This is a genomic window from Leclercia sp. 1548 (assembly GCF_050435045.1).
GTDB lineage: Bacteria > Pseudomonadota > Gammaproteobacteria > Enterobacterales > Enterobacteriaceae > Enterobacter > Enterobacter adecarboxylatus.
Map to the genome: position 1 here is coordinate 78253 of NZ_JBNDJP010000003.1, position 26162 is coordinate 104414.

At 55.7% G+C, this 26162-nt stretch carries 21 protein-coding genes; 12 read left to right on the plus strand and 9 right to left on the minus strand.

The features are described from left to right. Window positions 1–164: 164 nt before the first annotated feature. A complete protein-coding gene (acnB, locus tag ABIE02_RS09950) occupies window positions 165–2762 on the minus strand; it encodes a bifunctional aconitate hydratase 2/2-methylisocitrate dehydratase (RefSeq protein ID WP_032616568.1) in 2598 nt (865 codons plus the stop codon). A gap of 433 nt (window positions 2763–3195) precedes the next feature. On the opposite strand from acnB, the gene ABIE02_RS09955 reads away from it, so the two are divergent. Both ABIE02_RS09955 and ABIE02_RS09960 read left to right on the plus strand, forming a co-directional pair. Then, the gene (locus ABIE02_RS09955) at window positions 3196–4779 is read left to right on the plus strand and encodes a DUF3300 domain-containing protein (RefSeq protein ID WP_164539882.1); all 1584 of its coding nucleotides are present in this window, start codon (window positions 3196–3198) and stop codon (window positions 4777–4779) included. 11 nt (window positions 4780–4790) lie between these two features. Beyond that, a complete protein-coding gene (locus ABIE02_RS09960) occupies window positions 4791–5585 on the plus strand; it encodes a DUF2950 family protein (protein WP_032616566.1) in 795 nt (264 codons plus the stop codon). Between the two features lie 59 nt (window positions 5586–5644). On the opposite strand, the gene lpdA is transcribed toward ABIE02_RS09960, so the two are convergent. From lpdA to pdhR, 4 genes are all read right to left on the minus strand, one after another. Continuing rightward, a complete protein-coding gene (gene lpdA / locus ABIE02_RS09965; RefSeq protein WP_032616565.1) occupies window positions 5645–7069 on the minus strand; it encodes a dihydrolipoyl dehydrogenase in 1425 nt (474 codons plus the stop codon). A gap of 175 nt (window positions 7070–7244) precedes the next feature. Beyond that, window positions 7245–9140, minus strand: coding sequence for a pyruvate dehydrogenase complex dihydrolipoyllysine-residue acetyltransferase (gene aceF / locus ABIE02_RS09970; RefSeq protein WP_032616564.1), 1896 nt, complete (start codon window positions 9138–9140; stop codon window positions 7245–7247). Window positions 9141–9154: 14 nt separating this feature from the next. Beyond that, window positions 9155–11818 carry a pyruvate dehydrogenase (acetyl-transferring), homodimeric type gene (gene aceE, locus ABIE02_RS09975; protein WP_032616563.1) on the minus strand — a complete coding sequence of 888 codons (2664 nt, stop codon included), beginning with the start codon at window positions 11816–11818 and terminating at the stop codon, window positions 9155–9157. Between the two features lie 237 nt (window positions 11819–12055). Beyond that, window positions 12056–12820: a pyruvate dehydrogenase complex transcriptional repressor PdhR gene (gene pdhR, locus ABIE02_RS09980; RefSeq protein WP_032616562.1), complete on the minus strand. Its 765-nt coding sequence runs from the start codon at window positions 12818–12820 to the stop codon at window positions 12056–12058. Window positions 12821–13358: 538 nt separating this feature from the next. Here pdhR and aroP point away from each other — a divergent pair. From aroP to ABIE02_RS09995, 3 genes are all read left to right on the plus strand, one after another. Continuing rightward, window positions 13359–14729, plus strand: a complete 1371-nt coding sequence (gene aroP / locus ABIE02_RS09985; RefSeq protein WP_032616561.1) for an aromatic amino acid transporter AroP — start codon at window positions 13359–13361, stop codon at window positions 14727–14729. A 160-nt stretch (window positions 14730–14889) separates the two neighbouring features. Further along, a complete protein-coding gene (locus ABIE02_RS09990; protein WP_032616560.1) occupies window positions 14890–16287 on the plus strand; it encodes a glycoside-pentoside-hexuronide (GPH):cation symporter in 1398 nt (465 codons plus the stop codon). A gap of 10 nt (window positions 16288–16297) precedes the next feature. Beyond that, window positions 16298–17248 carry a glycoside hydrolase family 43 protein gene (locus ABIE02_RS09995; RefSeq protein ID WP_164539881.1) on the plus strand — a complete coding sequence of 317 codons (951 nt, stop codon included), beginning with the start codon at window positions 16298–16300 and terminating at the stop codon, window positions 17246–17248. An 18-nt stretch (window positions 17249–17266) separates the two neighbouring features. On the opposite strand, the gene ampE is transcribed toward ABIE02_RS09995, so the two are convergent. Both ampE and ampD read right to left on the minus strand, forming a co-directional pair. Then, complete coding sequence (gene ampE / locus ABIE02_RS10000; RefSeq protein ID WP_032616558.1) at window positions 17267–18121, minus strand: beta-lactamase regulator AmpE; 855 nt, start codon at window positions 18119–18121, stop codon at window positions 17267–17269. After that, a complete protein-coding gene (ampD, locus tag ABIE02_RS10005) occupies window positions 18118–18681 on the minus strand; it encodes a 1,6-anhydro-N-acetylmuramyl-L-alanine amidase AmpD (protein WP_032616557.1) in 564 nt (187 codons plus the stop codon). Before ampD ends, ampE begins: the two co-directional genes overlap by 4 nt. A gap of 87 nt (window positions 18682–18768) precedes the next feature. Here ampD and nadC point away from each other — a divergent pair, with 87 nt between their 5' ends. The 4 genes from nadC to hofC all read left to right on the plus strand — a co-directional run bounded on the left by nadC (window position 18769) and on the right by hofC (window position 22867). Beyond that, the gene (gene nadC, locus ABIE02_RS10010; RefSeq protein ID WP_164539880.1) at window positions 18769–19662 is read left to right on the plus strand and encodes a carboxylating nicotinate-nucleotide diphosphorylase; all 894 of its coding nucleotides are present in this window, start codon (window positions 18769–18771) and stop codon (window positions 19660–19662) included. A 184-nt stretch (window positions 19663–19846) separates the two neighbouring features. Next, window positions 19847–20299 (plus strand): prepilin peptidase-dependent pilin, encoded by a 453-nt coding sequence (gene ppdD / locus ABIE02_RS10015; RefSeq protein ID WP_151583603.1) that lies wholly within the window; start codon window positions 19847–19849, stop codon window positions 20297–20299. Continuing rightward, window positions 20296–21681, plus strand: a complete 1386-nt coding sequence (gene gspE, locus ABIE02_RS10020; protein ID WP_164539879.1) for a type II secretion system protein GspE — start codon at window positions 20296–20298, stop codon at window positions 21679–21681. The genes ppdD and gspE overlap by 4 nt, the downstream gene beginning before the upstream one ends. Further along, window positions 21671–22867 carry a protein transport protein HofC gene (gene hofC, locus ABIE02_RS10025; protein WP_164539878.1) on the plus strand — a complete coding sequence of 399 codons (1197 nt, stop codon included), beginning with the start codon at window positions 21671–21673 and terminating at the stop codon, window positions 22865–22867. Before gspE ends, hofC begins: the two co-directional genes overlap by 11 nt. Before the next feature lie 31 nt (window positions 22868–22898). Here the strand turns inward: hofC and ABIE02_RS10030 are convergent, their stop codons facing one another. Beyond that, entirely contained in the window at window positions 22899–23942 is a 1044-nt protein-coding gene (locus ABIE02_RS10030) for a GMP reductase (RefSeq protein WP_032616552.1), read from the minus strand. A gap of 235 nt (window positions 23943–24177) precedes the next feature. Here ABIE02_RS10030 and coaE point away from each other — a divergent pair, with 235 nt between their 5' ends. The 3 genes from coaE to yacG are packed head-to-tail and all read left to right on the plus strand — an operon-like array spanning window position 24178 to window position 25736. After that, a complete protein-coding gene (gene coaE / locus ABIE02_RS10035) occupies window positions 24178–24789 on the plus strand; it encodes a dephospho-CoA kinase (RefSeq protein WP_164539877.1) in 612 nt (203 codons plus the stop codon). After that, entirely contained in the window at window positions 24789–25532 is a 744-nt protein-coding gene (gene zapD, locus ABIE02_RS10040; RefSeq protein ID WP_077227162.1) for a cell division protein ZapD, read from the plus strand. Before coaE ends, zapD begins: the two co-directional genes overlap by 1 nt. A gap of 9 nt (window positions 25533–25541) precedes the next feature. Further along, window positions 25542–25736 (plus strand): DNA gyrase inhibitor YacG, encoded by a 195-nt coding sequence (gene yacG, locus ABIE02_RS10045; protein ID WP_032616548.1) that lies wholly within the window; start codon window positions 25542–25544, stop codon window positions 25734–25736. A gap of 33 nt (window positions 25737–25769) precedes the next feature. Here the strand turns inward: yacG and mutT are convergent, their stop codons facing one another. Continuing rightward, window positions 25770–26162 carry an 8-oxo-dGTP diphosphatase MutT gene (mutT, locus tag ABIE02_RS10050; protein ID WP_164539876.1) on the minus strand — a complete coding sequence of 131 codons (393 nt, stop codon included), beginning with the start codon at window positions 26160–26162 and terminating at the stop codon, window positions 25770–25772.

The window sequence follows — 26162 nt, forward strand, 5'->3', positions numbered from 1 at the left end:
TCTGCAAAGCCCTTGATGTAATTATCGCAGCACAGGGGAAGAAAAAAAGCGTAACGCGTGAAGGAATGAAAATAAAAAACCCACCGCGGTTGCGATGGGTCTTGCAGGCCCGGTAAGCGTAGCGCCACCGGGCGATTGCGTCTCCAGAGAGACGGTTTTGCGGCTTATACTGCGGTCTGGAAGATCACCCCGTCAGCCTTCTCAGTGTACTGAGAGAGCTGATCGAAGTTCAGATAGCGATAAGTATCTACCGCGGTCTTATCTACCTGCGCCACAAAGGTCTGGTACTCTTCCGGCGTTGGCAGTTTGCCAATCAGTGCCGCAACCGCCGCCAGCTCCGCAGAGGCCAGGTAGACGTTAGCACCGGTACCTAAACGGTTCGGGAAGTTACGGGTCGAGGTAGACACAACGGTCGCACCGTCAGCCACGCGCGCCTGGTTACCCATACACAGGGAGCAACCCGGGATTTCGATACGCGCCCCGCTCTTACCAAACACGCTGTAGTAGCCCTCTTCGGTCAGCTGTGCCGCATCCATACGGGTTGGCGGAGCAACCCACAGACGGGTCGGCAGCTGGCCTTTGTGGGTATCCAGCAGTTTACCGGCAGCGCGGAAGTGACCGATGTTGGTCATGCAGGAGCCGATGAACACTTCGTCGATCTTGTCGCCCTGTACGTCAGAGAGCAGACGTGCGTCATCAGGATCGTTCGGTGCACACAGAATCGGCTCTTTGATGTCGGCCAGATCGATGTCGATCACCGCCGCGTATTCTGCGTCAGCATCGGCTTCCAGCAGCTGTGGATCCGCCAGCCATTTTTCCATGCCCTGAATACGACGCTCCAGGGTACGACGGTCGCCGTAGCCTTCAGCAATCATCCACTTCAGCAGCACGATGTTAGAGGTCAGATACTCTTCGATTGGCGCCTGGTTCAGCTTAATGGTACAGCCCGCAGCAGAACGCTCAGCGGAAGCATCGGTCAGTTCGAACGCCTGCTCCACTTTCAGATCCGGCAGACCTTCGATCTCGAGGATGCGGCCAGAGAAGATGTTTTTCTTACCTTTCTTCTCAACGGTCAGCAGGCCCTGTTTGATCGCGTACAGCGGGATCGCGTGCACCAGATCGCGCAGGGTGATGCCCGGCTGCATTTTGCCTTTGAAACGCACCAGAACGGATTCCGGCATGTCCAGCGGCATGACGCCGGTCGCAGCGGCAAAGGCCACCAGACCAGAACCCGCCGGGAAGGAGATCCCAATCGGGAAACGGGTATGGGAGTCACCGCCGGTACCGACGGTATCTGGCAGCAACATACGGTTCAGCCAGGAGTGGATCACGCCATCGCCCGGACGCAGGGAGACACCGCCACGGTTCATGATGAAGTCTGGCAGCGTGTGGTGCGTGGTGACATCAACCGGCTTCGGATAGGCCGCGGTGTGGCAGAAGGACTGCATCACCAGGTCAGAGGAGAAGCCCAGGCACGCCAGGTCTTTCAGTTCGTCACGGGTCATTGGACCGGTGGTGTCCTGAGAGCCAACGGAGGTCATCTTCGGCTCGCAGTAGGCACCCGGACGGATACCGGCTACGCCGCATGCACGGCCAACCATTTTCTGCGCCAGAGAGTAACCACGGTTGCTTTCGGCCACGTCTTTCGCCTGACGGAAGACATCGCTGTGCGGCAGACCCAGGGCTTCACGCGCCTTGGTGGTCAGGCCACGGCCGATGATCAGCGGGATACGACCACCAGCACGGACTTCGTCGATCAGTACGTCAGTTTTCAGCTCAAAGCTTGCCAGCAATTCGTTGGTTTCGTGGTTACGGACTTCGCCTTTGAACGGGTAAACGTCGATCACGTCGCCCATGTTCAGGTTGTTCACGTCCACTTCGATTGGCAGTGCGCCAGCATCTTCCATGGTGTTGAAGAAGATAGGGGCAATTTTGCCACCGAGGCACAGGCCGCCGCCGCGCTTGTTCGGCACGTGCGGGATGTCATCGCCCATAAACCACAGCACGGAGTTCGTTGCGGATTTACGGGAAGAACCGGTACCAACCACGTCACCGACGTAAGCCAGCGGGAAACCTTTCTGCTGCAGGGCTTCGATCTGTTTGATCGGGCCGACAACACCCGGCTGATCCGGGACAATACCTTCACGGGCGTTTTTCAGCATCGCCAGCGCGTGCAGTGGGATATCCGGGCGTGACCAGGCATCCGGGGCCGGAGAGAGGTCATCGGTGTTGGTTTCGCCTGTCACCTTAAAGACGGTAACGGTCATTTTTTCCGCCAGCGCAGGGCGGCTCAGGAACCATTCGGCATCTGCCCAGGACTGCATTACCTGCTTCGCGTAGCTGTTGCCCGCTTTCGCTTTCTCTTCTACGTCGTAGAAGTTATCGAACATCAGCAGCGTGTGGGACAGTGCTTTAGCGGCAATAGGGGCCAGCGTGTCGCTGTCCAGCGCATCAATCAGCGGATGAATGTTATAGCCACCCTGCATGGTGCCGAGCAGTTCAATCGCTTTTTCAGGGGTAACCAGTGGGGAGGTTGCTTCGCCTTTGGCAATCGCAGCAAGGAAACCGGCTTTAACGTAGGCGGCTTCATCGACGCCTGGCGGTACACGGTTGATCAACAGATCTAACAGGAATTCTTCTTCGCCTTTAGGCGGATTCTTCAGCAGCTCGACGAGCCCAGCCATTTGGGTAGCATCTAAGGGTTTGGGTACAATTCCCTCGGCGGCACGTTCTGCTACGTGCTTACGGTATTCTTCTAGCACGACGGTTCTCCTCGCTCTCATTGTCATATGCGGCCGGCGTTCTCTTCACGCTCCTGTGAGACAGCAGTTTGTAGGGTAAATGCCCGATACCGCGTCGGGCAGCATAGCAGGATTTTCACACAGTGTTAATCTGTTTACAAAAAAGCAACATTGAATTGTTTGCTGAATCGTTAAGCATGGTGTAGCGGTCATTTAAACTCACGCAAACCCGTTAATCCGTTGTTACTGGCGGGGAAGTTTCATCTTTTCGGCACACCAAAGAATCTCCCCGTTGTCTTTTTTATCATCAGATATACTCTGTGTAATAAATACTCACACTCTTTTTCCGGCCATTCGGAACGGTTCCCAGTTTAAGTCAAAAAAGTCACAACCGGGTGCATATACTCGCGGCAATGTAAACGCCTTACGGCCTTGCTCTCCCCGGAGTCTTATTATGAAGTTGCCCATCAAGCCTCATCTGCTTGCTCTTATATGTAGCGCCGGGCTGTTTGCCGCCTCGGGTGTGGTCTACGTTAATAGCCGCACAACGGAGACCCTCACTCAGCCATCGCCCCCCGTGCAGCCCGCCCCGACAGCGCAAACCGCCCCGGCGGCTGTGGCGCAGGCGCCGGTGACCTACACCGCAGCGCAAATCGATCAGTGGGTCGCCCCGGTCGCCCTCTACCCGGACGCCTTGCTGTCGCAAGTTTTAATGGCCGCAACCTATCCGGCGAACGTGATACAGGCGGCGCAGTGGTCGCGGGATAACCCCCGTATGCAGGGCGATGCCGCGGTTCAGGCCGTCGCGGGGCAGCCCTGGGATCCGAGCGTTAAATCGCTGGTCGCCTTCCCGCAGCTGTTGTCGCTGATGGGGGAAAACCCGCCATGGGTACAGAATCTCGGGGATGCGTTTCTCAATCAGCCGAAGGATGTGATGGACTCTGTCCAGCGCTTACGCCTGCTGGCGCAGCAAACCGGCGCGCTGCAATCGACGCCGCAGCAGACGGTGACTACCGTGCAGAAAACGGCAACGGCGAAACCCGCTTCATCGACTGCGGCCGCCAGCTCAGCCCCAGCCTCAACGCCCGCGCCAACGGTGATCAAGATAGAATCAGCCGATCCGCAGGTCGTGTATGTTCCAACCTACAACCCCAGTACGGTTTATGGCACCTGGCCTAACAGCAGTTACCCGCCGGTATATCTGCCGCCGCCTCCGGGGGAGCAGTTTACCGACAGCCTGGTCAAAGGGCTTGGCTTCAGCCTCGGGGTAGCCACCACCTACGCCATCTTCAGTAATATCGACTGGGATGATGACGACTGGGATCATCACCACCATGACGGGGATCACCACGATGGCTATTCGCGGAACGGTGATAACAACATCAATATCAACGTCAATAACTTCAATAAAATCAGTGGAGAGCGTCTGGATCCCAACCACGGCTGGCAACATAATCCGGCCTATCGCGGCGGCGTGCCCTACGCCAACAGCCAGTTGAACAACCGTTACCAGCAGAACAATACCGCGGAGCGCCGGACCGTCAATCACAGCCTTACTACGCCGCAAGGAGCTGTGAACCGCGACGCCCAGCGTCAGGCGGCTATGACGCAGATGGAGCGTTCAACTGGTAAAAACCTCTCCCGGACGGCGCATCCGGCCACCCGTGACGGCCAGCGCCAGGCAGCAAGCCAGCAGTTGAACCAGATCTCCCGGCGCAATAACTACCGGGGATACGACAACGAGCGTCCACAAACGGTGAAACGGGCCAGCAATGCCCAGCGCGATGCCCAACGTACGGCGGCACATCAACAAACCGTCCACAAGGTGCAGGCCCCGCAACGGGCGACGCAGACGCACCCGCGCGCCAACGCCCTCAGCGGCAACGACAGCCGTTCCGCCAACTGGCAGGCGCAGCAGCAGCGTGGGATGCAAAGCCGTGAGCAGTTGGGCCGCCATCTGGAACAACGCAGCGACGGCAGAGCACAGATATCTGAACGCCTGGGCGGCGGTGAGCACCGTGAATTACGGCATCGTTAAGGAAGAGGACAATGAAAAGTAAATTACTCAGCGGAATGATGTTGTTCATGGTATCGACCGGTGCCTTTGCCCAACACTATTTCAGCACGCCTGAACAGGCGACCGATGCGCTGGCGAAAGCTATCAACGAGCAGAATGACAACGCACTCAGCAACCTGCTCGGAGAGGACTGGCGTACCTTTTTACCGACTGATGGCATTGACCCGGAGGCCGTGGATCGCTTTAAGCGTGACTGGCAGGTGAACCATCACACGGTGATCGACGGCGACATGGCCTGGCTCATCGTGGGAGAGTACCACTGGCAGTTGCCTGTCCCGGCGGTAAAACGCGCCGGAGGCTGGCAGTTCGACATGCAGGCAGCCAAAGAGGAGATCCTCACCCGCGAAGTGGGCCGTAACGAGCTGGCCGCCATCGAAGCCCTGCACGCCTACGTGGATGCGCAGGACAGCTATTACGCCCTCACCTCGCAGTATGCCCAGAAAATTGTCAGCAGTGAGGGCAAAAAAGATGGGCTTTACTGGCCGGTAAAACCCGGCGAAGCCCCCAGCCCGCTTGGTCCGGCCTTTAGCCCGAAAGCGCCAGGCCAGGGGTATCACGGCTACCATTTCCGTATCCTGCCGGACAGCAAATCAGGCTTTGCAATGATCGCCTGGCCGGTGAGCTACGGCGAAACCGGGGTGATGAGCTTTATGATTAACGGTGAGGATCGGGTCTGGCAGGCCAATCTGGGCGAGCAGTCAGCGGAGGAAGCAAAAGCGATACCGACCTTTAACCCGGACGATCGCTGGCAGCGGGTGGCGCAGTAGGGGTTTGCAGAATAAAAAAAAAGCGGCTCATGAGCCGCTTTTTTATTGCCGGAAGAAAATTACTTCTTCTTCGCTTTCGCGTTTGGCAGGTCGGTAATGCTGCCTTCAAACACTTCTGCCGCCAAGCCAACAGACTCGTGCAGAGTCGGGTGAGCGTGGATGGTCAGCGCGATGTCTTCAGCGTCACAGCCCATTTCGATCGCCAGACCGATCTCACCCAGCAGCTCGCCGCCGTTGGTGCCGACAATCGCACCACCGATCACACGGTGAGTCTCTTTGTCGAAGATCAGTTTGGTCATACCATCTGCGCAGTCGGAAGCGATAGCACGGCCAGAAGCAGCCCACGGGAAGGTGGCGGTTTCGTAGCTGATGCCTTTCTCTTTCGCTTCTTTCTCGGTCAGACCAACCCAGGCAACTTCTGGCTCGGTGTAGGCGATAGATGGGATCACTTTCGGGTCGAAGTAGTGCTTCATACCGGCGATAACTTCTGCGGCAACGTGGCCTTCGTGAACACCTTTGTGCGCCAGCATTGGCTGACCGACGATATCGCCGATAGCAAAGATGTGCGGCACGTTGGTGCGCAGCTGCTTGTCAACGCGGATGAAACCACGGTCGTCAACTTCCACGCCCGCTGCACCTGCATCCAGGTTTTTACCGTTCGGTACACGACCGATCGCTACCAGCACCGCGTCGTAACGCTGTGGTTCTGCAGGGGCTTTTTTGCCTTCCATGGAAACGTAAATACCGTCTTCTTTCGCTTCAACGGCAGTCACTTTGGTTTCCAGCATCAGGTTGAATTTCTTGCTGATGCGTTTGGTGAAGACTTTAACGATGTCTTTGTCAGCAGCCGGGATAACCTGGTCGAACATTTCAACCACGTCAATCTGTGAACCCAGCGCATGGTATACGGTGCCCATTTCCAGACCGATGATACCGCCACCCATAACCAGCAGGCGTTCAGGAACGGTTTTCAGCTCCAGCGCATCGGTGGAGTCCCACACGCGTGGATCTTCATGTGGAATGAACGGCAGTTCGATCGGACGGGAACCCGCCGCGATGATTGCGTTGTCAAAGTTGATCACGGTTTTGCCGTTCTCACCTTCCACTTCCAGGGTGTTTGCCCCGGTAAATTTACCCAGACCGTTTACCACTTTCACTTTACGGCCTTTGGCCATACCTGCCAGACCACCGGTCAGCTGAGTGATAACTTTCTCTTTCCAGGTACGAATCTTGTCGATATCGGTTTTCGGCTCGCCGAAGACGATACCGTGTTCAGCCAGCGCTTTGGCTTCTTCGATAACTTTGGCTACGTGCAGCAGCGCTTTTGAAGGGATACAGCCGACGTTCAGACAAACACCACCGAGGGTGTTGTAACGTTCTACGATGACGGTTTCCAGACCTAAATCCGCGGCACGGAATGCTGCGGAATAACCTGCCGGGCCTGCCCCAAGTACTACGACCTGAGTTTTGATTTCTGTGCTCATCATGACCTCTTAATTTATACCCGTCGTCCACCGGGTCGTTCTATCCGCTCGCATTTTACAAAATTGTTAACAATTTTGAAACAACAAACGGCTCACGAATTTTTGCTTTCGCCAATAACCTCACGAACAGCATGAGGTTACCAGAAAAAAGCCGGCCGTCAGGCCGGCTTTTCTATTACATCACCAGGCGGCGAATGTCGCTCAGGGTGTTGTTGATGATGGTAATGAAGCGGGCACCATCAGCACCGTCGATCACGCGGTGGTCGAAGGAGAGAGAAATTGGCATCATCAGACGCGGCATAAACTCTTTACCATTCCACACAGGCTCCATCGCAGACTTGGAGACACCGAGGATCGCCACTTCCGGCGCGTTCACAATCGGCGCGAAGTGGGTAGTACCCAGGCCGCCGATGCTGGAGATAGTGAAGCAGCCGCCCTGCATTTCGCCGGCAGTCAGCTTACCATCACGCGCTTTCTTGGAGATGGTGGTCAGTTCGCGAGACAGCTCAGTGATGCTCTTCTTGTTCACGTCTTTGAAGACAGGAACAACCAGACCATTTGGCGTATCAACCGCAACACCGATGTTGATGTATTTCTTCAGCGTCAGCTTCTGGCCATCTTCAGACAGGGAGCTGTTGAAACGTGGCATCTGCTCAAGCGCAGCAGCAACGGCTTTCATGATGAAGACCACTGGGGTGAATTTCACGTCCAGTTTGCGCTTCTCAGCTTCGGCGTTCTGCTGTTTACGGAACGCTTCCAGATCGGTGATATCCGTTTTGTCGAAGTGCGTAACGTGCGGGATCATCACCCAGTTACGGCTCAGGTTCGCACCAGAGATTTTCTGGATACGGCCCAGTTCCACTTCTTCGATTTCACCGAACTTGCTGAAGTCGACTTTCGGCCATGGCAGCATGCCTGGGATACCGCCACCGGTGGCAGCAGCAGGTGCCGCTTCAGCGCGTTTCACCGCGTCTTTCACGTAAGCCTGAACGTCTTCGCGCAGGATACGACCTTTACGGCCAGTTCCTTTCACTTTCGCCAGGTTTACACCGAATTCGCGCGCCAGGCGACGAATCAGCGGGGTGGCGTGAACGTAGGCGTCGTTCTCAGCAAACTCAGATTTGCCTTCTGCTTTCGCAGCAGGGGCAGCAGCAGGTTTCGCAGCCTGAGCCGGTGCAGCAGCAGGTGCCGGAGCAGCAGCAGCCGGAGCCGCGGCAGGCGCAGCGCCTTCCACTTCGAAGACCATGATCAGAGAGCCAGTAGACACTTTGTCGCCGGTGCTGATTTTGATCTCTTTAACGGTACCGGCGAATGGCGCAGGAACTTCCATAGAAGCCTTGTCGCCTTCAACAGTGATCAGTGACTGTTCAGCGGCAACTTTGTCGCCCACTTTCACCATCACTTCGGTCACTTCAACTTCGTCACCGCCGATGTCCGGGACGTTAACGTCCTTCGCACCGCCAGCCGCAGCTGGAGCAGCAGCAGGTGCCGGAGCAGCCGCCTGAGCCGGTGCAGCAGCAGGTGCAGCACCCGCCACTTCGAAGACCATGATCAGAGAGCCAGTAGACACTTTGTCACCGGTGTTGATCTTGATCTCTTTAACAGTACCTGCGAACGGTGCCGGGACTTCCATAGAGGCTTTGTCGCCTTCTACAGTGATCAGAGACTGCTCAGCCGCAACGGTATCGCCCACTTTGACCAGGATCTCAGTAACTTCTACTTCGTCACCGCCGATGTCAGGCACGTTCACTTCTTTCGCTGCCGCGGCAGCTGCTGGAGCAGCGGCCGGAGCGGCTTCTTTCTTCTCTTCCTGCGCAGGTGCAGCAGCTGCTGCACCGTCGGCGGAATCGAAAATCATGATCAGTTTGCCAGTCTCGGTTTTATCGCCAACAGAGACTTTGATCTCTTTAACGATGCCAGCCTGAGGAGACGGGACTTCCATAGAGGCTTTGTCGCCCTCTACGGTGATCAGCGACTGTTCAGCTTCAACTTTGTCGCCCACTTTGACCAGGATCTCGGTGATTTCAACTTCATCAGCCCCGATGTCCGGTACATTGATTTCGATAGCCATTATTCTTTTACCTCTTACGCCAGACGCGGGTTAACTTTATCTGCATCGATGTTGAATTTGGTGATTGCTTCCGCCACCACTTTCTTGTCGATTTCGCCACGTTTAGCCAGTTCGCCCAGTGCTGCTACAACCACGTAAGAAGCATCAACTTCGAAGTGGTGACGCAGGTTTTCGCGGCTGTCAGAACGACCGAAGCCGTCAGTACCCAGTACGCGATAATCATCAGCTGGTACGTAAGTACGAACCTGCTCAGCGAACAGTTTCATATAGTCAGTTGAAGCTACAGCTGGCGCGTCGTTCATCACCTGAGCGATGTACGGAACACGTGGGGTTTCCAGCGGGTGCAGCATGTTCCAGCGCTCACAATCCTGGCCATCACGTGCCAGTTCGGTGAAGGAGGTCACGCTGTAGACGTCAGAACCTACGCCGTAGTCGTTCGCCAGGATCTGCGCTGCTTCACGAACGTGACGCAGGATAGAACCGGAGCCCAGCAGCTGAACTTTACCTTTGCTACCTGCAACAGTTTCGAGTTTGTAGATACCTTTACGGATACCTTCCTCGGCACCTGCTGGCATGGCCGGCATGTGGTAGTTTTCGTTCAGGGTGGTGATGTAGTAGTAAATGTTCTCTTGCGCTTCACCGTACATGCGCTGCAGGCCGTCATGCATGATGACTGCCACTTCGTACGCGTAAGACGGGTCATAAGAGATACAGTTAGGGATAGTCAGAGACTGAATGTGGCTGTGACCATCTTCGTGCTGCAGACCTTCACCGTTCAGCGTCGTACGACCGGAAGTACCACCGACCAGGAAGCCGCGAGCCTGTTGGTCGCCAGCCTGCCAGCACAGGTCACCGATACGCTGGAAACCGAACATGGAGTAGTAGATGTAGAACGGGATCATCGGCAGGTTGTTGGTGCTGTAAGAAGTCGCAGCAGCCAGCCAGGATGCGCCTGCGCCCAGCTCGTTAATACCTTCCTGCAGGATCTGACCTTTCTCGTCTTCTTTGTAGTATGCAACCTGCTCGCGGTCCTGCGGGGTGTACTGCTGACCGTTCGGGCTGTAGATACCGATCTGACGGAACAGACCTTCCATACCAAAGGTACGCGCTTCGTCAGCGATGATTGGAACCAGACGATCTTTGATCGACTTGTTCTTCAGCATCACGTTCAGGGCACGCACGAAGGCGATAGTGGTGGAGATCTCTTTGTTCTGCTCTTCCAGCAGCTGAGAGAAGTCTTCCAGCGCTGGCAGTTCCAGTTTCTCAGTGAAGTTCACCTGACGGGACGGCAGGTAGCCGTTCAGTTTCTGACGCTGTGCGTGCAGATAGGTGTGCTCTTCTGAACCTTCCGGGAAGGTGATGTAAGAGAGGTTTTCAACCTGCTCGTCGGTCACTGGAACGTTGAAACGGTCGCGGATATAACGCACGCCGTCCATGTTCATTTTCTTCACCTGGTGCGCGATGTTTTTACCTTCGGCGGTATCACCCATGCCATAACCTTTAACGGTATGGGCCAGGATTACAGTCGCTTTGCCTTTGGTTTCTTGCGCTTTTTTCAGTGCAGCGTAGACTTTCTTCGGATCGTGACCACCGCGGTTCAGTGCCCAGATCTGATCGTCAGTCCAGTCAGCAACCAGGGCTGCAGTCTCAGGATATTTACCGAAGAAGTGCTCACGAACGTAGGCACCATCTTTGGATTTGAAGGTCTGGTAGTCGCCGTCAACGGTTTCCTGCATCAGCTGGAGCAGTTTACCGCTGGTGTCTTTACGCAGCAGCTCATCCCAACGACCGCCCCACATGACTTTAATCACGTTCCAGCCTGCACCTGCGAAGATGCCTTCCAGTTCGTTGATGATCTTGCCGTTACCGGTTACCGGACCATCCAGACGCTGCAGGTTACAGTTGATGATGAAGCACAGGTTGTCCAGCTTCTCACGGGTCGCGATGGTGATCGCACCTTTAGATTCTGGCTCATCCATCTCACCGTCGCCCAGGAAGGCGTAAACGGTCTGCTGAGAGGTGTCTTTCAGGCCACGGTGTTCCAGATATTTCAGGAATTTAGCCTGGTAGATCGCACCGATTGGACCCAGACCCATAGATACGGTCGGGAACTGCCAGAATTCAGGCATCAGTTTCGGGTGCGGGTAAGAAGACAGGCCTTTACCGTGAACTTCCTGACGGAAGTTGTTCATCTGCTCTTCAGTCAGACGACCTTCCAGGAACGCACGTGCGTAAACGCCCGGAGAGATGTGGCCCTGGAAGTACACCAGGTCGCCGCCGTCTTTCTCAGTGCGTGCGCGGAAGAAGTGGTTGAAGCACACTTCATAAACGGTTGCAGAAGACTGGAAGGAAGCCATGTGGCCGCCCAGCTCCAGATCTTTTTTGGATGCGCGCAGAACGGTCATGATGGCGTTCCAGCGAATTGCAGAACGGATGCGGCGTTCCAGATCCAGATTGCCCGGGTATTCCGGTTCGTCTTCGACGGCAATCGTGTTTACGTAGTTGTTAGCCCCTGCACCTGCAGCTACTTTCACGCCACCTTTGCGGGCTTCAGAAAGCATCTGTTCAATCAGATACTGAGCGCGCTCAACACCTTCTTCACGGATGACCGATTCGATCGCCTGTTGCCAGTCGCGAGTTTCGATCGGATCCACGTCATTTTGGAGACGTTCTGACATGGGGGTATTCCTTATCTATCTAATACGTTGATTTGTCTGGAACCTGTCCCATTGCACTTTCTTTTCGTTTCGGGCTGTCTCTTTGTTGGCTGTGCTTCTTCACTCCAGTCACAGCGTTAACTGTGCTCCTGGGGATGCGCGCACTTGCCGCCGCGATACAACCCAAACTATGTCGAAAACTAAAAGCGCAATAAGACAGGTTCTGCGTTTAGTTGCCGCGCTCTAAAAAACTGGCGCTTAATCCTTTCGTTGCTGTATGCGGCGAAGTGAACGTTCTCGACGACTCTGTTCACGGCTGCGGTCCAGCAAGATTTCCTCAATGAAAGCCAGGTGACGGTGCGACGCTTCACGCGCCTGCTCCGGCTCCCCGGCCATTATCGCCTCGAATACTCGAGTGCGATGGTTGCTGACCAGCGGGAGCATCTCCCGACGGGCATACAACAATTCAAAATTCTGACGAACGTTCTGGGCAAGCATTGGCTCCATGCAGCGTAGCAGATGGAGGAGCACCACGTTGTGGGCTGCTTCTGTGACGGCAATTTGATACTGGACGACGGCGTCGGACTCGGCGTCGAGATCGCCGGACTGTTGGGCCCGTTCAATGGCCTGATGGAGTTCGCGAATGCGGTCACGATCTTCATCGTTGCTGCGCAGCGCCGCGTAGTAAGCCGCGATGCCTTCAAGCGCGTGACGGGTCTCAAGCAGATCGAACTGGGATTCTGGGTGGTCGGAGAGCAGCTCCACTAACGGGTCGCTGAAGCTCTGCCACAGGCTGTTTTGCACAAAGGTTCCGCCACCCTGGCGACGAAGCAGTAGGCCCTTGGCTTCGAGACGTTGGATCGCCTCACGCAGCGAAGGACGGGAAACGTCGAACTGTTTAGCCAGTTCGCGTTCAGGTGGAAGTTTCTCACCGGGGCGCAGGGTCCCCTCGAGGATCAAAAACTCCAGCTGCTGCTCAATCACATCAGATAATTTTGGTTGGCGAATTTTGCTGTAGGCCATATTCCCTGTCTTACGCCTTTTTGCCCGGAGTCAATTGGTCTTACCAATTTCATGTTCGTATCGCTAAAGTAACAAAGTATTCACCTTCTGTCCATATTGGTTTTGACCGAAATCAGTAAACCCTGCTTATTTTAACAACCTTACAGAAATAACGTTTCAAAAATGTAACTCTGCACAAATGAAATGATTACTCCCAAAGAGGCAGTTTTAACTTTATCGAAACGAAGAAAAGTGCGATCTGAACCGATTTAGCGGAGTAAAAAATGAAAAGCTGCCCACTTATGGAGCATTTTTATTCTATAGGTTGATGAAGGGACATAAACGGAACGATTTACAAATGCTTTCTTTTTATTCGAACTCACTTTCTCCACGCATAAAGCAGGTGCATTCGCCGTCGCTTAACATTATTCTTCCAATTACGGAAGACACTTCCGATATTTTCAGCCAATTGAACCGTAAACTAATAAATACATGAAATGGAATTTCATAATTACACACGCCAGAGCGTGAACATAACAACCACACACGAGGTTTCATAATGGATGGTCAACAGCACGGCGATCAGCTGAAGCGCGGCCTTAAAAACCGCCATATTCAGCTTATCGCTCTCGGTGGCGCTATCGGTACAGGCCTGTTCCTTGGCAGCGCATCGGTTATTCAGTCTGCCGGTCCGGGTATTATTCTGGGTTATGCCATTGCCGGTTTTATCGCCTTTCTTATTATGCGCCAGCTCGGTGAAATGGTGGTCGAAGAGCCGGTAGCCGGTTCCTTTAGCCATTTTGCTTATAAATACTGGGGCAGCTTTGCCGGGTTCGCGTCCGGCTGGAACTACTGGGTGCTGTATGTGCTGGTGGCGATGGCGGAACTGACCGCGGTCGGTAAATATGTCCAGTTCTGGTGGCCTGAGATCCCAACCTGGGTCTCCGCGGCGGTCTTCTTTGTGGTCATCAACGCCATCAACCTGACCAACGTAAAAGTGTTCGGTGAGATGGAGTTCTGGTTCGCCATTATTAAAGTTATCGCGGTTGTGGCGATGATCCTGTTTGGCGGCTGGCTGCTGTTCAGCGGCAACGGCGGCCCGCAGGCAAGCGTGAGCAACCTCTGGGATCAGGGCGGTTTCCTGCCACACGGCATGACCGGTCTGGTGATGATGATGGCGATCATTATGTTCTCCTTCGGTGGTCTTGAGCTGGTGGGTATCACCGCCGCTGAAGCAGACAACCCGGAGCAGAGCATCCCGAAAGCGACCAACCAGGTTATCTACCGCATCCTGATCTTCTATGTAGGCTCGCTGGCCGTGCTGCTTTCCCTGCTGCCGTGGACCCGCGTCACCGCTGACACCAGCCCGTTTGTGCTGATCTTCCACGAGCTGGGCGACACCTTTGTGGCCAACGCCCTGAACGTGGTGGTACTGACCGCCGCGCTGTCGGTCTATAACAGCTGCGTTTACTGCAACAGCCGTATGCTGTTCGGCCTGGCTCAGCAGGGTAACGCCCCGAAAGCACTGCTCAACGTGGATAAGCGTGGCGTGCCGGTTAACACCATTATCGTGTCGGCGGTTGTGACCGCGCTGTGCGTGCTGATCAACTACCTGGCCCCGGAATCCGCCTTCGGTCTGCTGATGGCGCTGGTGGTCTCCGCTCTGGTGATCAACTGGGCGATGATCAGCCTGGCGCACATGAAGTTCCGTCGTGCGAAACAGCAGCAGGGCGTGAAAACGCGCTTCCCTGCCCTGCTCTATCCGCTGGGTAACTGGGTCTGCCTGCTGTTTATGGCTGCCGTGCTGGTTATCATGCTGATGACGCCGGGTATGGCTATCTCGGTTTACCTGATCCCTGTCTGGATTGTTATCCTCGGGGTGGGTTACGCATGTAAGCAGAAAAATGCTAAAGCGGTAAAAGCGCATTAATCTTCTCCCCTCTGCGTCCCGGCGGATGCAGAGGGTTGTTACCTTCCTCACACTTTCTCGCCAACAGCCATTTTATCCATATCACCGACGGTATACTGCAACGCATATTTTGCTTCGGCAGCGAATAATTCTCTCCATAGTGCAACTCGGAGAATCGTCGATGGATAACAATAAACTTTCAGTAAAAGAAAAGATCGGCTATGGAATGGGGGATGCCGGATGCAACATCATCTTTGGCGCCATCATGCTGTTTGTAAACTATTTTTATACGGATATTTTCGGCCTTGCTCCGGCACTGGTGGGGGTATTGCTGCTCTCTGTGCGCGTCATCGATGCCGTAACCGATCCCATTATGGGGGCCATTGCCGATCGTACCCGTAGTAAGTATGGGCGATTTCGTCCATGGCTTTTATGGATCGCCTTCCCCTATGCGCTGTTCAGCATCCTGATGTTTACCACCCCGGACTGGACCTATAACAGCAAAGTTATCTATGCCTTCGTCACCTACTTCCTGCTCTCCCTGACCTATACGGCCATTAACATTCCGTACTGCTCGCTGGGGGGCGTGATCACTAACGATCCTAAAGAGCGCGTGGCCTGTCAGTCTTATCGCTTTGTGATGGTTGGTATCGCCACGCTGCTGCTGTCGCTGACGCTGCTGCCGATGGCCGACTGGTTCGGCGGCGAAGACAAAGCCAAAGGCTACCAGATGGCCATGACCGTGCTGGCGCTGATTGGCACCTGCATGTTCCTGTTCAGCTTCTCTACCGTGCGCGAGCGTGTTCGCCCGGCGGTGCAAACCAATGACGAGCTGAAAAATGATCTGAAAGATGTGTGGAAGAACGACCAGTGGGTACGCATTCTGCTGCTGACGCTCTGCAACGTCTGCCCGGGCTTTATCCGCATGGCGGCAACCATGTATTACGTCACCTGGGTCATGGGCCAGAGCACTCACTTCGCCACCCTGTTTATCAGCCTGGGCGTGGTCGGCATGATGCTTGGCAGCGTGCTGGCAAAAGTGCTGACCGACCGCTGGTGTAAGCTGAAGGTCTTCTTCTGGACCAACATCGTGCTGGCGATTTTCTCCACCGCCTTCTACTTCTTCGATCCAAAAGCCACCGTGACCATTGTGGTGCTCTACTTCCTGCTGAATATCCTGCACCAGATCCCGTCTCCGCTGCACTGGTCGCTGATGGCCGACGTAGATGACTACGGCGAATGGAAAACCGGTAAACGTATCACCGGGATCAGCTTCTCCGGCAACATCTTCTTCCTCAAGCTGGGGCTGGCGATTGCCGGGGCGATGGTGGGCTTCCTGCTCTCCTGGTACGGTTATGATGCCGGTGCTAAGGCGCAAAGCGCGGATGCCATCAACGGGATCGTTCTGCTCTTCACCGTCATTCCGGGCATTGGCTACCTCATTACCGCTGGCGTGGTGCGTCTGCTGAAGGTTGATCGCGAAACCATGAAGCAAATTCAGCAAGACCTGGAAAAACGCCGGAACAACTACCGCGAGCTGAATGATTTTCAGGAACTCAACGCCGCTGAGACAAAATAAGGAAAGCCGAATGCAAACCTGGCCAAACCCGTTTATTGAACAACGCGCTGACCCGTACATTCTTCATCATGAAGGACAATACTACTTTATTGCCTCGGTGCCGGAGTACGACCGGCTGGAGATCCGCCGTGCCGACTCGCTGGAGGGGCTGCGCAGCGCCGATGAGGTGGTGGTCTGGCGCAAGCCCGACACCGGCCCGATGAGTCAGCTGATCTGGGCACCGGAGCTGCACTGGATTGACGGCAAGTGGTACATCTATTTCGCCGCTACGCACACCCAGGCGCTGGATAAACTCGGGATGTTCCAGCACCGGATGTTTGCGCTGGAGTGTTCAGACAATGACCCGCTCACCGGCACCTGGGTTGAGAAAGGGCAGATCCAAACCCCGTTCGACACCTTTGCGCTGGATGCGACCACCTTTATTCACCAGGGAAAACGCTGGTATCTGTGGGCGCAAAAAGCCCCGGATATCACCGGTAACTCGAACCTGTACCTGTGCGAAATGGAGAACCCGTGGACGTTAAAAGGCAAGCCGGTGATGCTCAGCAAACCGGAGTATGACTGGGAGTGCCGCGGGTTCTGGGTCAACGAAGGCCCGGCAGTGTTGTTCCACGGCGATCGGTTGTTTATCAGCTACTCTGCCAGCGCCACCGATGAAAACTACTGCATGGGGCTACTGTGGATCGACCTTAATGCCGACCCACAGAACCCGGCGAACTGGCATAAATCACCGCAGCCGGTATTTACCACCAGCTATGAAAACCGCCAGTACGGGCCGGGGCACAACAGCTTTACCCAAACGCCGGAGGGTGAAGACGTGCTGGTTTACCACGCGCGTAACTACACCGAAATCGAGGGCGATCCGCTGTACGATCCGAACCGCCACACCCGCCTGAAGCTTGTTCGCTGGAATGAAAACGGGATGCCTGATTTTGGCATCCCGTCAGCGGATACAGTGTAAGCCCTGCGGCACGCTGGTTTAGATCAGCGTGCCGTAGATGGTCAGCAGCGCCACAATCACCACCACCGCAAAAGACGTTTTCTTGGCCATTGAAACGGCCGCTTTCGGCGTTTCGATCTTATCGGTATGCGGTTCACGCGCCAGCGAGAACTGCGCCAGACGTGTTAACACCAGGTACTGCGAGGTATGGCGATCTCCCAGCGAGGCAAACCATGCCGGCAGGGCTTTCTCACCATGCCCGATCAGGGCATAAACCACCCCGAACAGTCGCACCGGCAGCCAGTCCAGCACATGCAGAATGGCGTCGATCCCGGACTGTAACCGCTCGTGCGGCGTCAGATAACGTGCGAGCCAGCTCTGCCAGGCGCGTAAAAACGCATAACCCATCATCAGCACCGGGCCCCACGCACCGCCGACGACAAACCAGAACAACGGCGCCAGATAGAAGCGGAAGTTAATCCACAACAGCGCGTTCTGCAGCTCGCGTAAAAACTCGCGTTCGTCGCATTCCGGCGGGACGCCGTGGATCAGCGTCAGCTCGCTGGCCATCGCGCCGCGGGCATGGGCATCATCGTTGGTTGCCGCCTTCAGATAGGCATGGTAGTGCAGACGCACCTTACCCGCGCCAATACAGAGCACACCGAGCAGGATCCACACCACCAGCAGCGGCACATTGAAGAAGAGACCATACAGCGAACGCAACAGCAGGAACACCACGCCCATCACCGCCGCGGTCATCAGCAGAGTACGGATCATGGAAAAATGGCGGATGCGACGAAACAGCACTTCCATCCGGTGATCCAGATGCCAGTGCTCGCCCAGCTTGAACAAACGCTCAGCAATCATCACCAGCAGCATGGTAAATAACGTCATGTCATCTCCTTATCTGACAGGGCGGTAAGCATAGTGTTAAATCGTTGCCAGTCAAAGGCCGGGCCAGGGTCGGTCTTGCGCTGCGGTGCAATATCGCTGTGTCCGGTCCGGTTCTGGGCAATAGCCGGGTAGAGCTTGATAAGGGCGCGCGTCACCGCGGCCAGCTGTTGATACTGCGCATCGGTGTAGGGCAGTGTATCAGTCCCTTCCAGCTCGATGCCGATAGAAAAGTCATTGCACCGTTCACGCCCCTGATACTGAGAAACGCCCGCATGCCAGGCACGTTTATCAAAGGGAACATACTGGACGATTTCGCCGTCACGACGAATAAGACAATGGGCAGAAACGCGCAGGTGAGCGATCTCCGCAAAAAAGGGGTGAGCATCGGGATCGATTGTCCCGGTGAATAGCGCGTCAATCCACGGACCGCCAAACTCGCCTGGCGGCAGACTGATGTTATGCACCACCAGCAGCGACGGGATCTCATCCTCCGGGCGGCAATCGTGGTGTGGCGACGGAACACGCCGGGCATCTGCCAGCCAGCCATGTTCTAACTGCATGCAGGATCTCCTTATATATGGTGCTGATTCCCGGTTCAGAGTAGCATGTTTCAATCTTATGATTCGTTACCAATTTGGAGTTTTAACATGCCGCCTCGCCGCTACAACCCCGACCACAGACGTAACGTACTGCTGGAACGTATAAATCTTGATATTCCGGTAAGCGTTGCCAATGCGCTGCGCGAAGATCTGGGTGGAGATGTCAATGCTGGCAACGACATAACCGCCCAGCTGCTGGCGGAAGATGCCCGTTCCCATGCGGTTGTGATCACTCGTGAAGACGGGGTTTTCTGTGGTAAACGTTGGGTGGAAGAGGTCTTTACCCAGCTGGCCGGTGACGGCGTTAAGGTGACGTGGCATGTTGAAGATGGCGACAGCATTAAAGCGAATCAGCCGCTGTTTGAACTTGAAGGCGCATCACGCGTCCTGCTGACCGGTGAACGCACCGCGCTGAATTTTGTCCAGACGCTTTCCGGCGTCGCCAGCGAAGCTCGCCGCTATGTCGACCTGCTGGAAGGCACCCATACCCAACTGCTGGATACACGTAAAACGCTGCCGGGCCTGCGTACCGCCCTGAAATATGCCGTATTGTGCGGCGGCGGTGCAAACCACCGTCTGGGGTTATCTGATGCGTTCCTGATTAAAGAGAACCATATTATTGCCTCCGGCTCCGTTCGCCAGGCCGTGGAAAAAGCCTTCTGGCTGCACCCGGATGTGCCGGTTGAAGTGGAAGTGGAAAACCTGCAGGAGCTGGACGATGCCCTGAAAGCGGGTGCCGACATCATCATGCTGGATAACTTCAAAACCGAAGAGATGCGTGAAGCGGTGAAGCGCACCAACGGCCAGGCCCGTCTTGAGGTCTCCGGCAACGTGACGTACGAAACCTTGCGCGAATTTGCCGAAACCGGCGTCGATTTCATCTCCGTTGGCGCGCTGACCAAACACATTCGCGCCCTCGACCTGTCGATGCGCTTTCGCTAAGTGACAAAAAACCCGGCCTGCACAGGCCGGGTACGCCCGATTTACGACCCGCCCCGCAAACCTGCTGCATGGTTTTGTAACACCAGCACATCCCGCTGAATGCTGCTTCACGAATCGATTTTTGCCCCTCGCCCCTGGTCTGCCCCGCTGCCACAGTAGTGTGCGTCAACATAAGGAGCGACCCATGGAAAGACAAAAAGGATTTACCCTCATTGAGTTAATGGTGGTCATCGGCATCGTGGCTATCCTCAGCGCGATTGGCATTCCGGCTTACCAGAACTACCTGCGAAAAGCCGCCCTCACCGATATGCTGCAAACCTTTATGCCCTACCGTACCGCAGTCGAACTCTGCGCTCTCGATCATGGCGGGACAGAGAGCTGTAACGCGGGCGTCAACGGCATTCCCTCCCCGTCGACCAGCCGTTATGTCTCCGGGATGAGCATCGACAAAGGCGTTGTTACCCTGACTGGCCAGGAGAGCCTTAACGGCCTGGAGGTGACGATGACCCCGCAGTGGGATAATGGCAACGGCATCACTGGCTGGAAGCGCCTGTGCACCGTTGGCGAGGACAGCGCACTGAAGCAGGCCTGCGAAGAAGTGTTCCGCTTCACAGCTGAACAGGAGAGCGGGCAATGAATGCTGAACGCTTAACGGCCCTTTGTCGGCGTCATAACGCCCTGCTGCTGACCTGCGCCCAGGACAGGATCAACATTGCTGTGGTCGGCAACCCATCGCCCGAACTGCTGGAGGCATTACGTTTTGCGACGCAGAAACGAATCGACATTGAATGCTGGACCGCCGAGCGAATGGAAAAGCACCAGCAAACCGCATCGGAAGCGCATTTGCCTGTGGTCACTACATCTGCGCGTTCCGCCATCGACATACTTAACCAGACCCTGATGCAGGCCCTGAGCCAGCGGGCGTCGGATATTCATATCGAGCCAGCCGACGAAAGCTGGCAGATACGGTTGCGCATTGACGGCGTGCTCTACCCGCAGCAACCGCTCCCGGCCGAACTTGGCACAACCCTTATCGCCAGACTGAAGGTGCTGGGCAATCTGGATATCGCCGAGCGTCGCTTACCTCAGGATGGGCAATTTACGGTCGAGCTTTCGGGATCCCCCGTCTCGTTTCGCATTGCCACGCTCCCCTGCCGCAACGGCGAAAAAATCGTTCTGCGACTTCTGCAGCAAGAGCAACAGGCACTGCGGCTCGAACAACTGGGCATGAGCGAAACCCAGCAGCGGCTATTTGCCAGCACACTGCACAAATCCCAGGGGCTGATTCTGGTAACTGGCCCCACCGGCAGCGGCAAGACCGTTACTCTCTACAGCGCACTGCAGGCGCGGAACACGCCCGCGGTGAATATCTGCAGTGTGGAAGATCCGGTCGAAATCCCGCTGGAGGGGCTAAATCAAACGCCCATTAATCCCCGGGCAGGGTTAACCTTCCAGAGCGTGCTGCGCGCATTTTTGCGCCAGGATCCCGACATTATTATGGTGGGCGAAATACGCGATGGCGAAACGGCAGAGATCGCCATCAACGCTGCACAGACCGGTCATCTGGTGCTGTCAACGTTGCACACCAACTCTACTGCTGAGACGCTGGTTCGCCTGCAACAAATGGGCGTGGCACGCTGGATGATCTCGTCGGCGCTGTCTCTGGTGATCGCCCAGCGGCTGGTGCGCCGACTCTGCCCACACTGCCGTACCGAGGTGCACCGGGATACGCCCTTGCCCCAAGCGCTATGGCCCCGGCCTTTGCCGCACTGGCAGCCAGTGGGCTGCGACCGCTGCTATCACGGATTTTATGGTCGGGTGGCGATCTTCGAAGTGATGGTGATCACCCGGGAACTGCGCGCCGCCATTGCCAGCGGAGCGCCGGTGGAGGAGATCGAAAAGCTGGCCAGACAGACGGGCATGGTCACGCTGTTTGAACATGGCTGCATGGCGGTAGAGCAAGGCCACACCACGCTTGGGGAGCTGGTTCAGATGCTGGGCGAATCGGATGGCGGATAATCAACTGTGGCGCTGGCGGGCGCTTAACCCGCAGGGAGAGCAAAAGACTGGCGCGCTCTGGGCTGCCGACAAACAAACGGCGTGGAGCGTCCTGTTGGGCCGGGATCTCTTCCCTCTCGAAATCAAACGCAGCCTGCAGCAGACGCGCTGGCGGGCGCAGCAGCGCTACGAGGTGATCCACCAGCTGGCGACGTTACTGCAGGCGGGCTTAACGCTTTCGGCTGGTCTGGCGCTTCTGGCGCAGCAGCACCCCATCCGGCAGTGGCAGGCCCTGCTGCAGAGCGTGGCTGACGATCTCAGCGCGGGTTGCGCCTTTTCAGACGCCCTGAAAAAGTGGCCGCATGTCTTCCCTCCACTCTATGTTTCGATGATGAAAACCGGGGAGCTGACCGGCAAGCTCGATGAATGTTGTCGTCAGCTGGCGCAACAGCAAAAAACACAGCATCAGCTGAGCGCGAAGGTAAAAAAGGCGCTGCGCTATCCGGTGATTATCCTCGCCCTGGCCTTCGCTGTGGTACTGGCGATGGTGACCCTGGTACTGCCGGAATTTGCCGCGATCTACAAAACCTTCAACACGCCCTTACCGGCCCTGACCCGCGCTGTAATGGCGCTGGCAACCATGCTGCAGGAGCGGGGCGCGGGGTTGCTGCTAAGTCTGGTGGTGGCGGCATGTGGCCTGATGTATGTTCGCCGCAACCGGCGATGGCAACGCGCCACGCAGCGTCTGCTGCTGAGCAGCCCGGTGATTGGGGCGCTCGTGCGCGGGCAAAAGCTCAGCCAGATCTTTACCGTTCTGTCGCTTACGCAGCAGGCAGGCATCGCCTTTATTCAGGGGCTGGAAAGTACAGAAGAGACGCTGACATGCCCCTTCTGGCAGGAGAAATTACAGGCGATACGCCAGCACATTATGCAGGGGGCGCCCATCTGGTCTGCCCTGAATGAAGCGGCGATCTTTACGCCGCTCTGCATTCAACTCGTTCGCACCGGCGAAGCTTCGGGCGCGCTGGATACCATGCTGGCTAATCTGGCGCAGCATCATAATGAGCAGACATTTCAGCAAGCGGATAATCTCGCTTCGTTGCTGGAGCCGCTGCTGTTAATTGTGACGGGGTTAATTATCGGCACGCTGGTGGTCGCGATGTACCTGCCGATTTTTCATCTGGGGGATGCGATGGGGGCGGGATAACGCTGGCGCGAACCGCGCCAGCGAGAGAGCATTACAGGCTATTGAAAACGCGGTTTTCCTGTTCCTGAACGCGAATAAAGGTGGTGCGCTTGGTCAGCTCTTTCAGTCGGGATGCGCCCACGTAGGTACAGGCTGAACGCAGGCCACCCAGGATATCACGCGCGGTGTTCTCAACCGGGCCGCGAAGTGGCAGCTTAACGGTTTTACCTTCTGCCGCACGATACTGAGCAACGCCGCCCACGTGACGGTTCATCGCGGATTCAGAACTCATCCCATAGAAAAGCATGAATTTTTCACCGTTTTCATCAACAACGGTACCGCCGCTCTCTTCATGACCTGCCAGCATACCGCCCAGCATCACGAAGTCTGCGCCGCCGCCAAAGGCTTTCGCCACGTCACCCGGCATGGTGCAACCGCCGTCGCTGATGATCTGGCCACCCAGGCCGTGGGCTGCATCAGCACACTCGATCACCGCAGAGAGCTGCGGATAGCCAACACCGGTTTTTACGCGGGTGGTGCAGACGGAACCCGGGCCAATGCCCACTTTCACGATATCGGCACCGGACAAAATCAGCTCTTCACACATTTCACCGGTAACCACGTTACCTGCAATAATGGTTTTGGTCGGCCAGGCCTGGCGCGCTTTGCTGACGAACTGCACGAAATGTTCCGAATAACCATTCGCGACATCAATACAGATGAAGTTCAGGTTCGGGTTGGCAATAAGGATCTGTTTCGTTTTTTCGAAATCGGCATCGGAGGTGCCGGTAGAAACCATTACGTGCTTGAGAACAGTTTCAGAAACGGAGCCTGCAAACGCATTCCACTCTTCAACGCTGTAGTGCTTATGCACGGCGGTGAGGATGTCGAAGGAAGCCAGTGCTTTCGCCATTGCGAACGTCCCAACCGTATCCATATTGGCGGCGATAACAGGCACGCCAGACCAGGTCTGACCGGAATGCTTAAAGGTGAATTGACGTTCGAGTTCAACGTCGGAGCGACTTTTCAGAGTAGAACGTTTAGGGCGGATAAGAACGTCTTTGAAACCTAACTTCAGATCTTCTTCGATACGCATTTGCGGATTCCTGGGGTACTGGGGTAAATGTCGAAAAACGAAACACACAACTCCAGTGACGCTATCATACGCACTAATACCTGTTGCGCAAGACTGCGAAAATCACTTTTTTTACGCTACAATCCTATAAATTTACCTGGTAAAAAGTCCGTAAGCAGAGCTTAACCATTGCTGTTAAAAGATTAAATGTTAAGCAATTGATATCAATAATGAATATTTCCCAGGATTTTAATTAATGGGGTACATCGTTGCATTAACGGGAGGCATTGGCAGTGGCAAAAGCACTGTGGCCGACGCCTTCTCTCGTCTGGGTGTCACGATTATTGATGCCGACATCATTGCCCGCCAGGTGGTAGAGCCAGGTACACCTGCACTGCACGCCATCGCAGAACATTTCGGCCACGATATGATCGCACCCGATGGCACCCTGAACCGCCGGATGCTGCGTGAACGCATTTTCTCGCATCCTGAAGAAAAAGCCTGGCTAAATGCCCTGCTTCATCCGCTGATCCAGCAGGAGACGCAGAGGCAGATGTCACAGGCGACCTCACCTTATGTCCTCTGGGTTGTACCGCTTCTGGTGGAAAATAAGCTCCACGAAAAAGCTGATCGGGTGCTTGTCGTGGACGTCTCTCCGACAACACAAATTCAGCGCACCATCGCCCGCGATAATGTTGCGCGCGAACATGCCGAACAAATTCTTGCCGCGCAGGCCACGCGTGAAGCACGCCTTGCCGTCGCGGATGATGTTATTGATAATAACGGCGCACCGGATGCCATCAGCTCCGATGTTGCCCGCCTGCATCAGTACTACCTGGCGCAGGCCGTTTTACAGGAAAAAGCATAATGCACACCCACGTTCTGTTTGAGCATCCCCTCAATGAAAAAATGCGTACCTGGCTGCGCATCGAGTTTTTAATCCAGCAGCTTTCAAGCCTTCTTCCGATACAGGATCACACCACGGCGCTGCATTTTTTCCGTAACGTCAGCGACCTGCTGGATGTGTTAGAGCGTGGTGAAGTTCGCACAGAATTACTGAAAGAGCTGGAGCGTCAGCAGCGTAAATTACAGGCCTGGGCCGAAGTGCCCGGCGTGGATAACAGCCGTATCGACAGCCTGCGTCAGCAGTTGAAACACAACAGCACTGTATTGATGGCGGCGCCACGTATCGGCCAGTTTCTGCGGGAAGATCGTCTGGTGGCGCTGGTTCGCCAGCGTCTGAGCATTCCTGGCGGCTGCTGTAGTTTCGATTTACCGACCCTGCATATCTGGCTGCACATGCCGCAGGAGCAGCGCGATGTTCAGGTACAAAGCTGGCTCGGCAGCCTTGAGCCGCTGAACCAGGCGCTGTCGCTGATCCTTGATTTGATCCGCAACTCCGCGCCGTTCCGTAAGCAAACCAGCCTGAACGGTTTTTATCAGGATAACGGTGAGGATGCCGATCTGCTGCGCCTGCAGCTGGCCCTTGCCGATCAGCTTTACCCACAAATTTCAGGTCACAAGAGCCGCTTTGCGATTCGTTTCATGCCGCTCGACAGTGAACATGGTCTGGTGCCGGAACGTCTCGACTTTGAGCTGGCGTGTTGTTAAGGAGCCATGATGTCTGATGTTACCACCGTGAACTGCCCCACCTGTGGGAAGCCCGTTATCTGGGGCGAGCAGAGTCCTTTTCGTCCATTTTGCTGCAAACGTTGCCAGCTGATCGATCTTGGTGAGTGGGCTGCGGAAGAGAAACGCATTCCGAGCGATGGCGATCTCTCTGACAGCGATGACTGGAGCGAAAACCAGCAGTAACTGTAAAAGCCTGCTGGCGCTTCGCTTAGCAGGCTACAACTTCCCCACTAAGCGGGTAATGACAGGTTCGTTTGCCGGTGGAAATTTATCGGCATCACTCGCCTGAAGCGTAACCCAACTCCCCGGCTGTCCCTCTTTGCCCCATGGCTCCCCTTCCCAGTTTTCCACCAGCCAGAACCATAAAGTAATGTGGCGATCGGGGAACTGGTATTCCAGTTTATCGAACACGGTCGCACCGAGCGGGGTGATCCCCACCTCTTCCTGTAACTCGCGAATCAACGCTTGTTCCGGCGTTTCGCCAGCCTCGATCTTCCCGCCCGGAAATTCCCACTTATTTGCCATGTGCGCATCCGCCGCACGCTGGGTAATAAAGATTTGGTTATCGGAGTTGCGAATGATCCCGACAGCGATTTGCAGTGTTTTCAT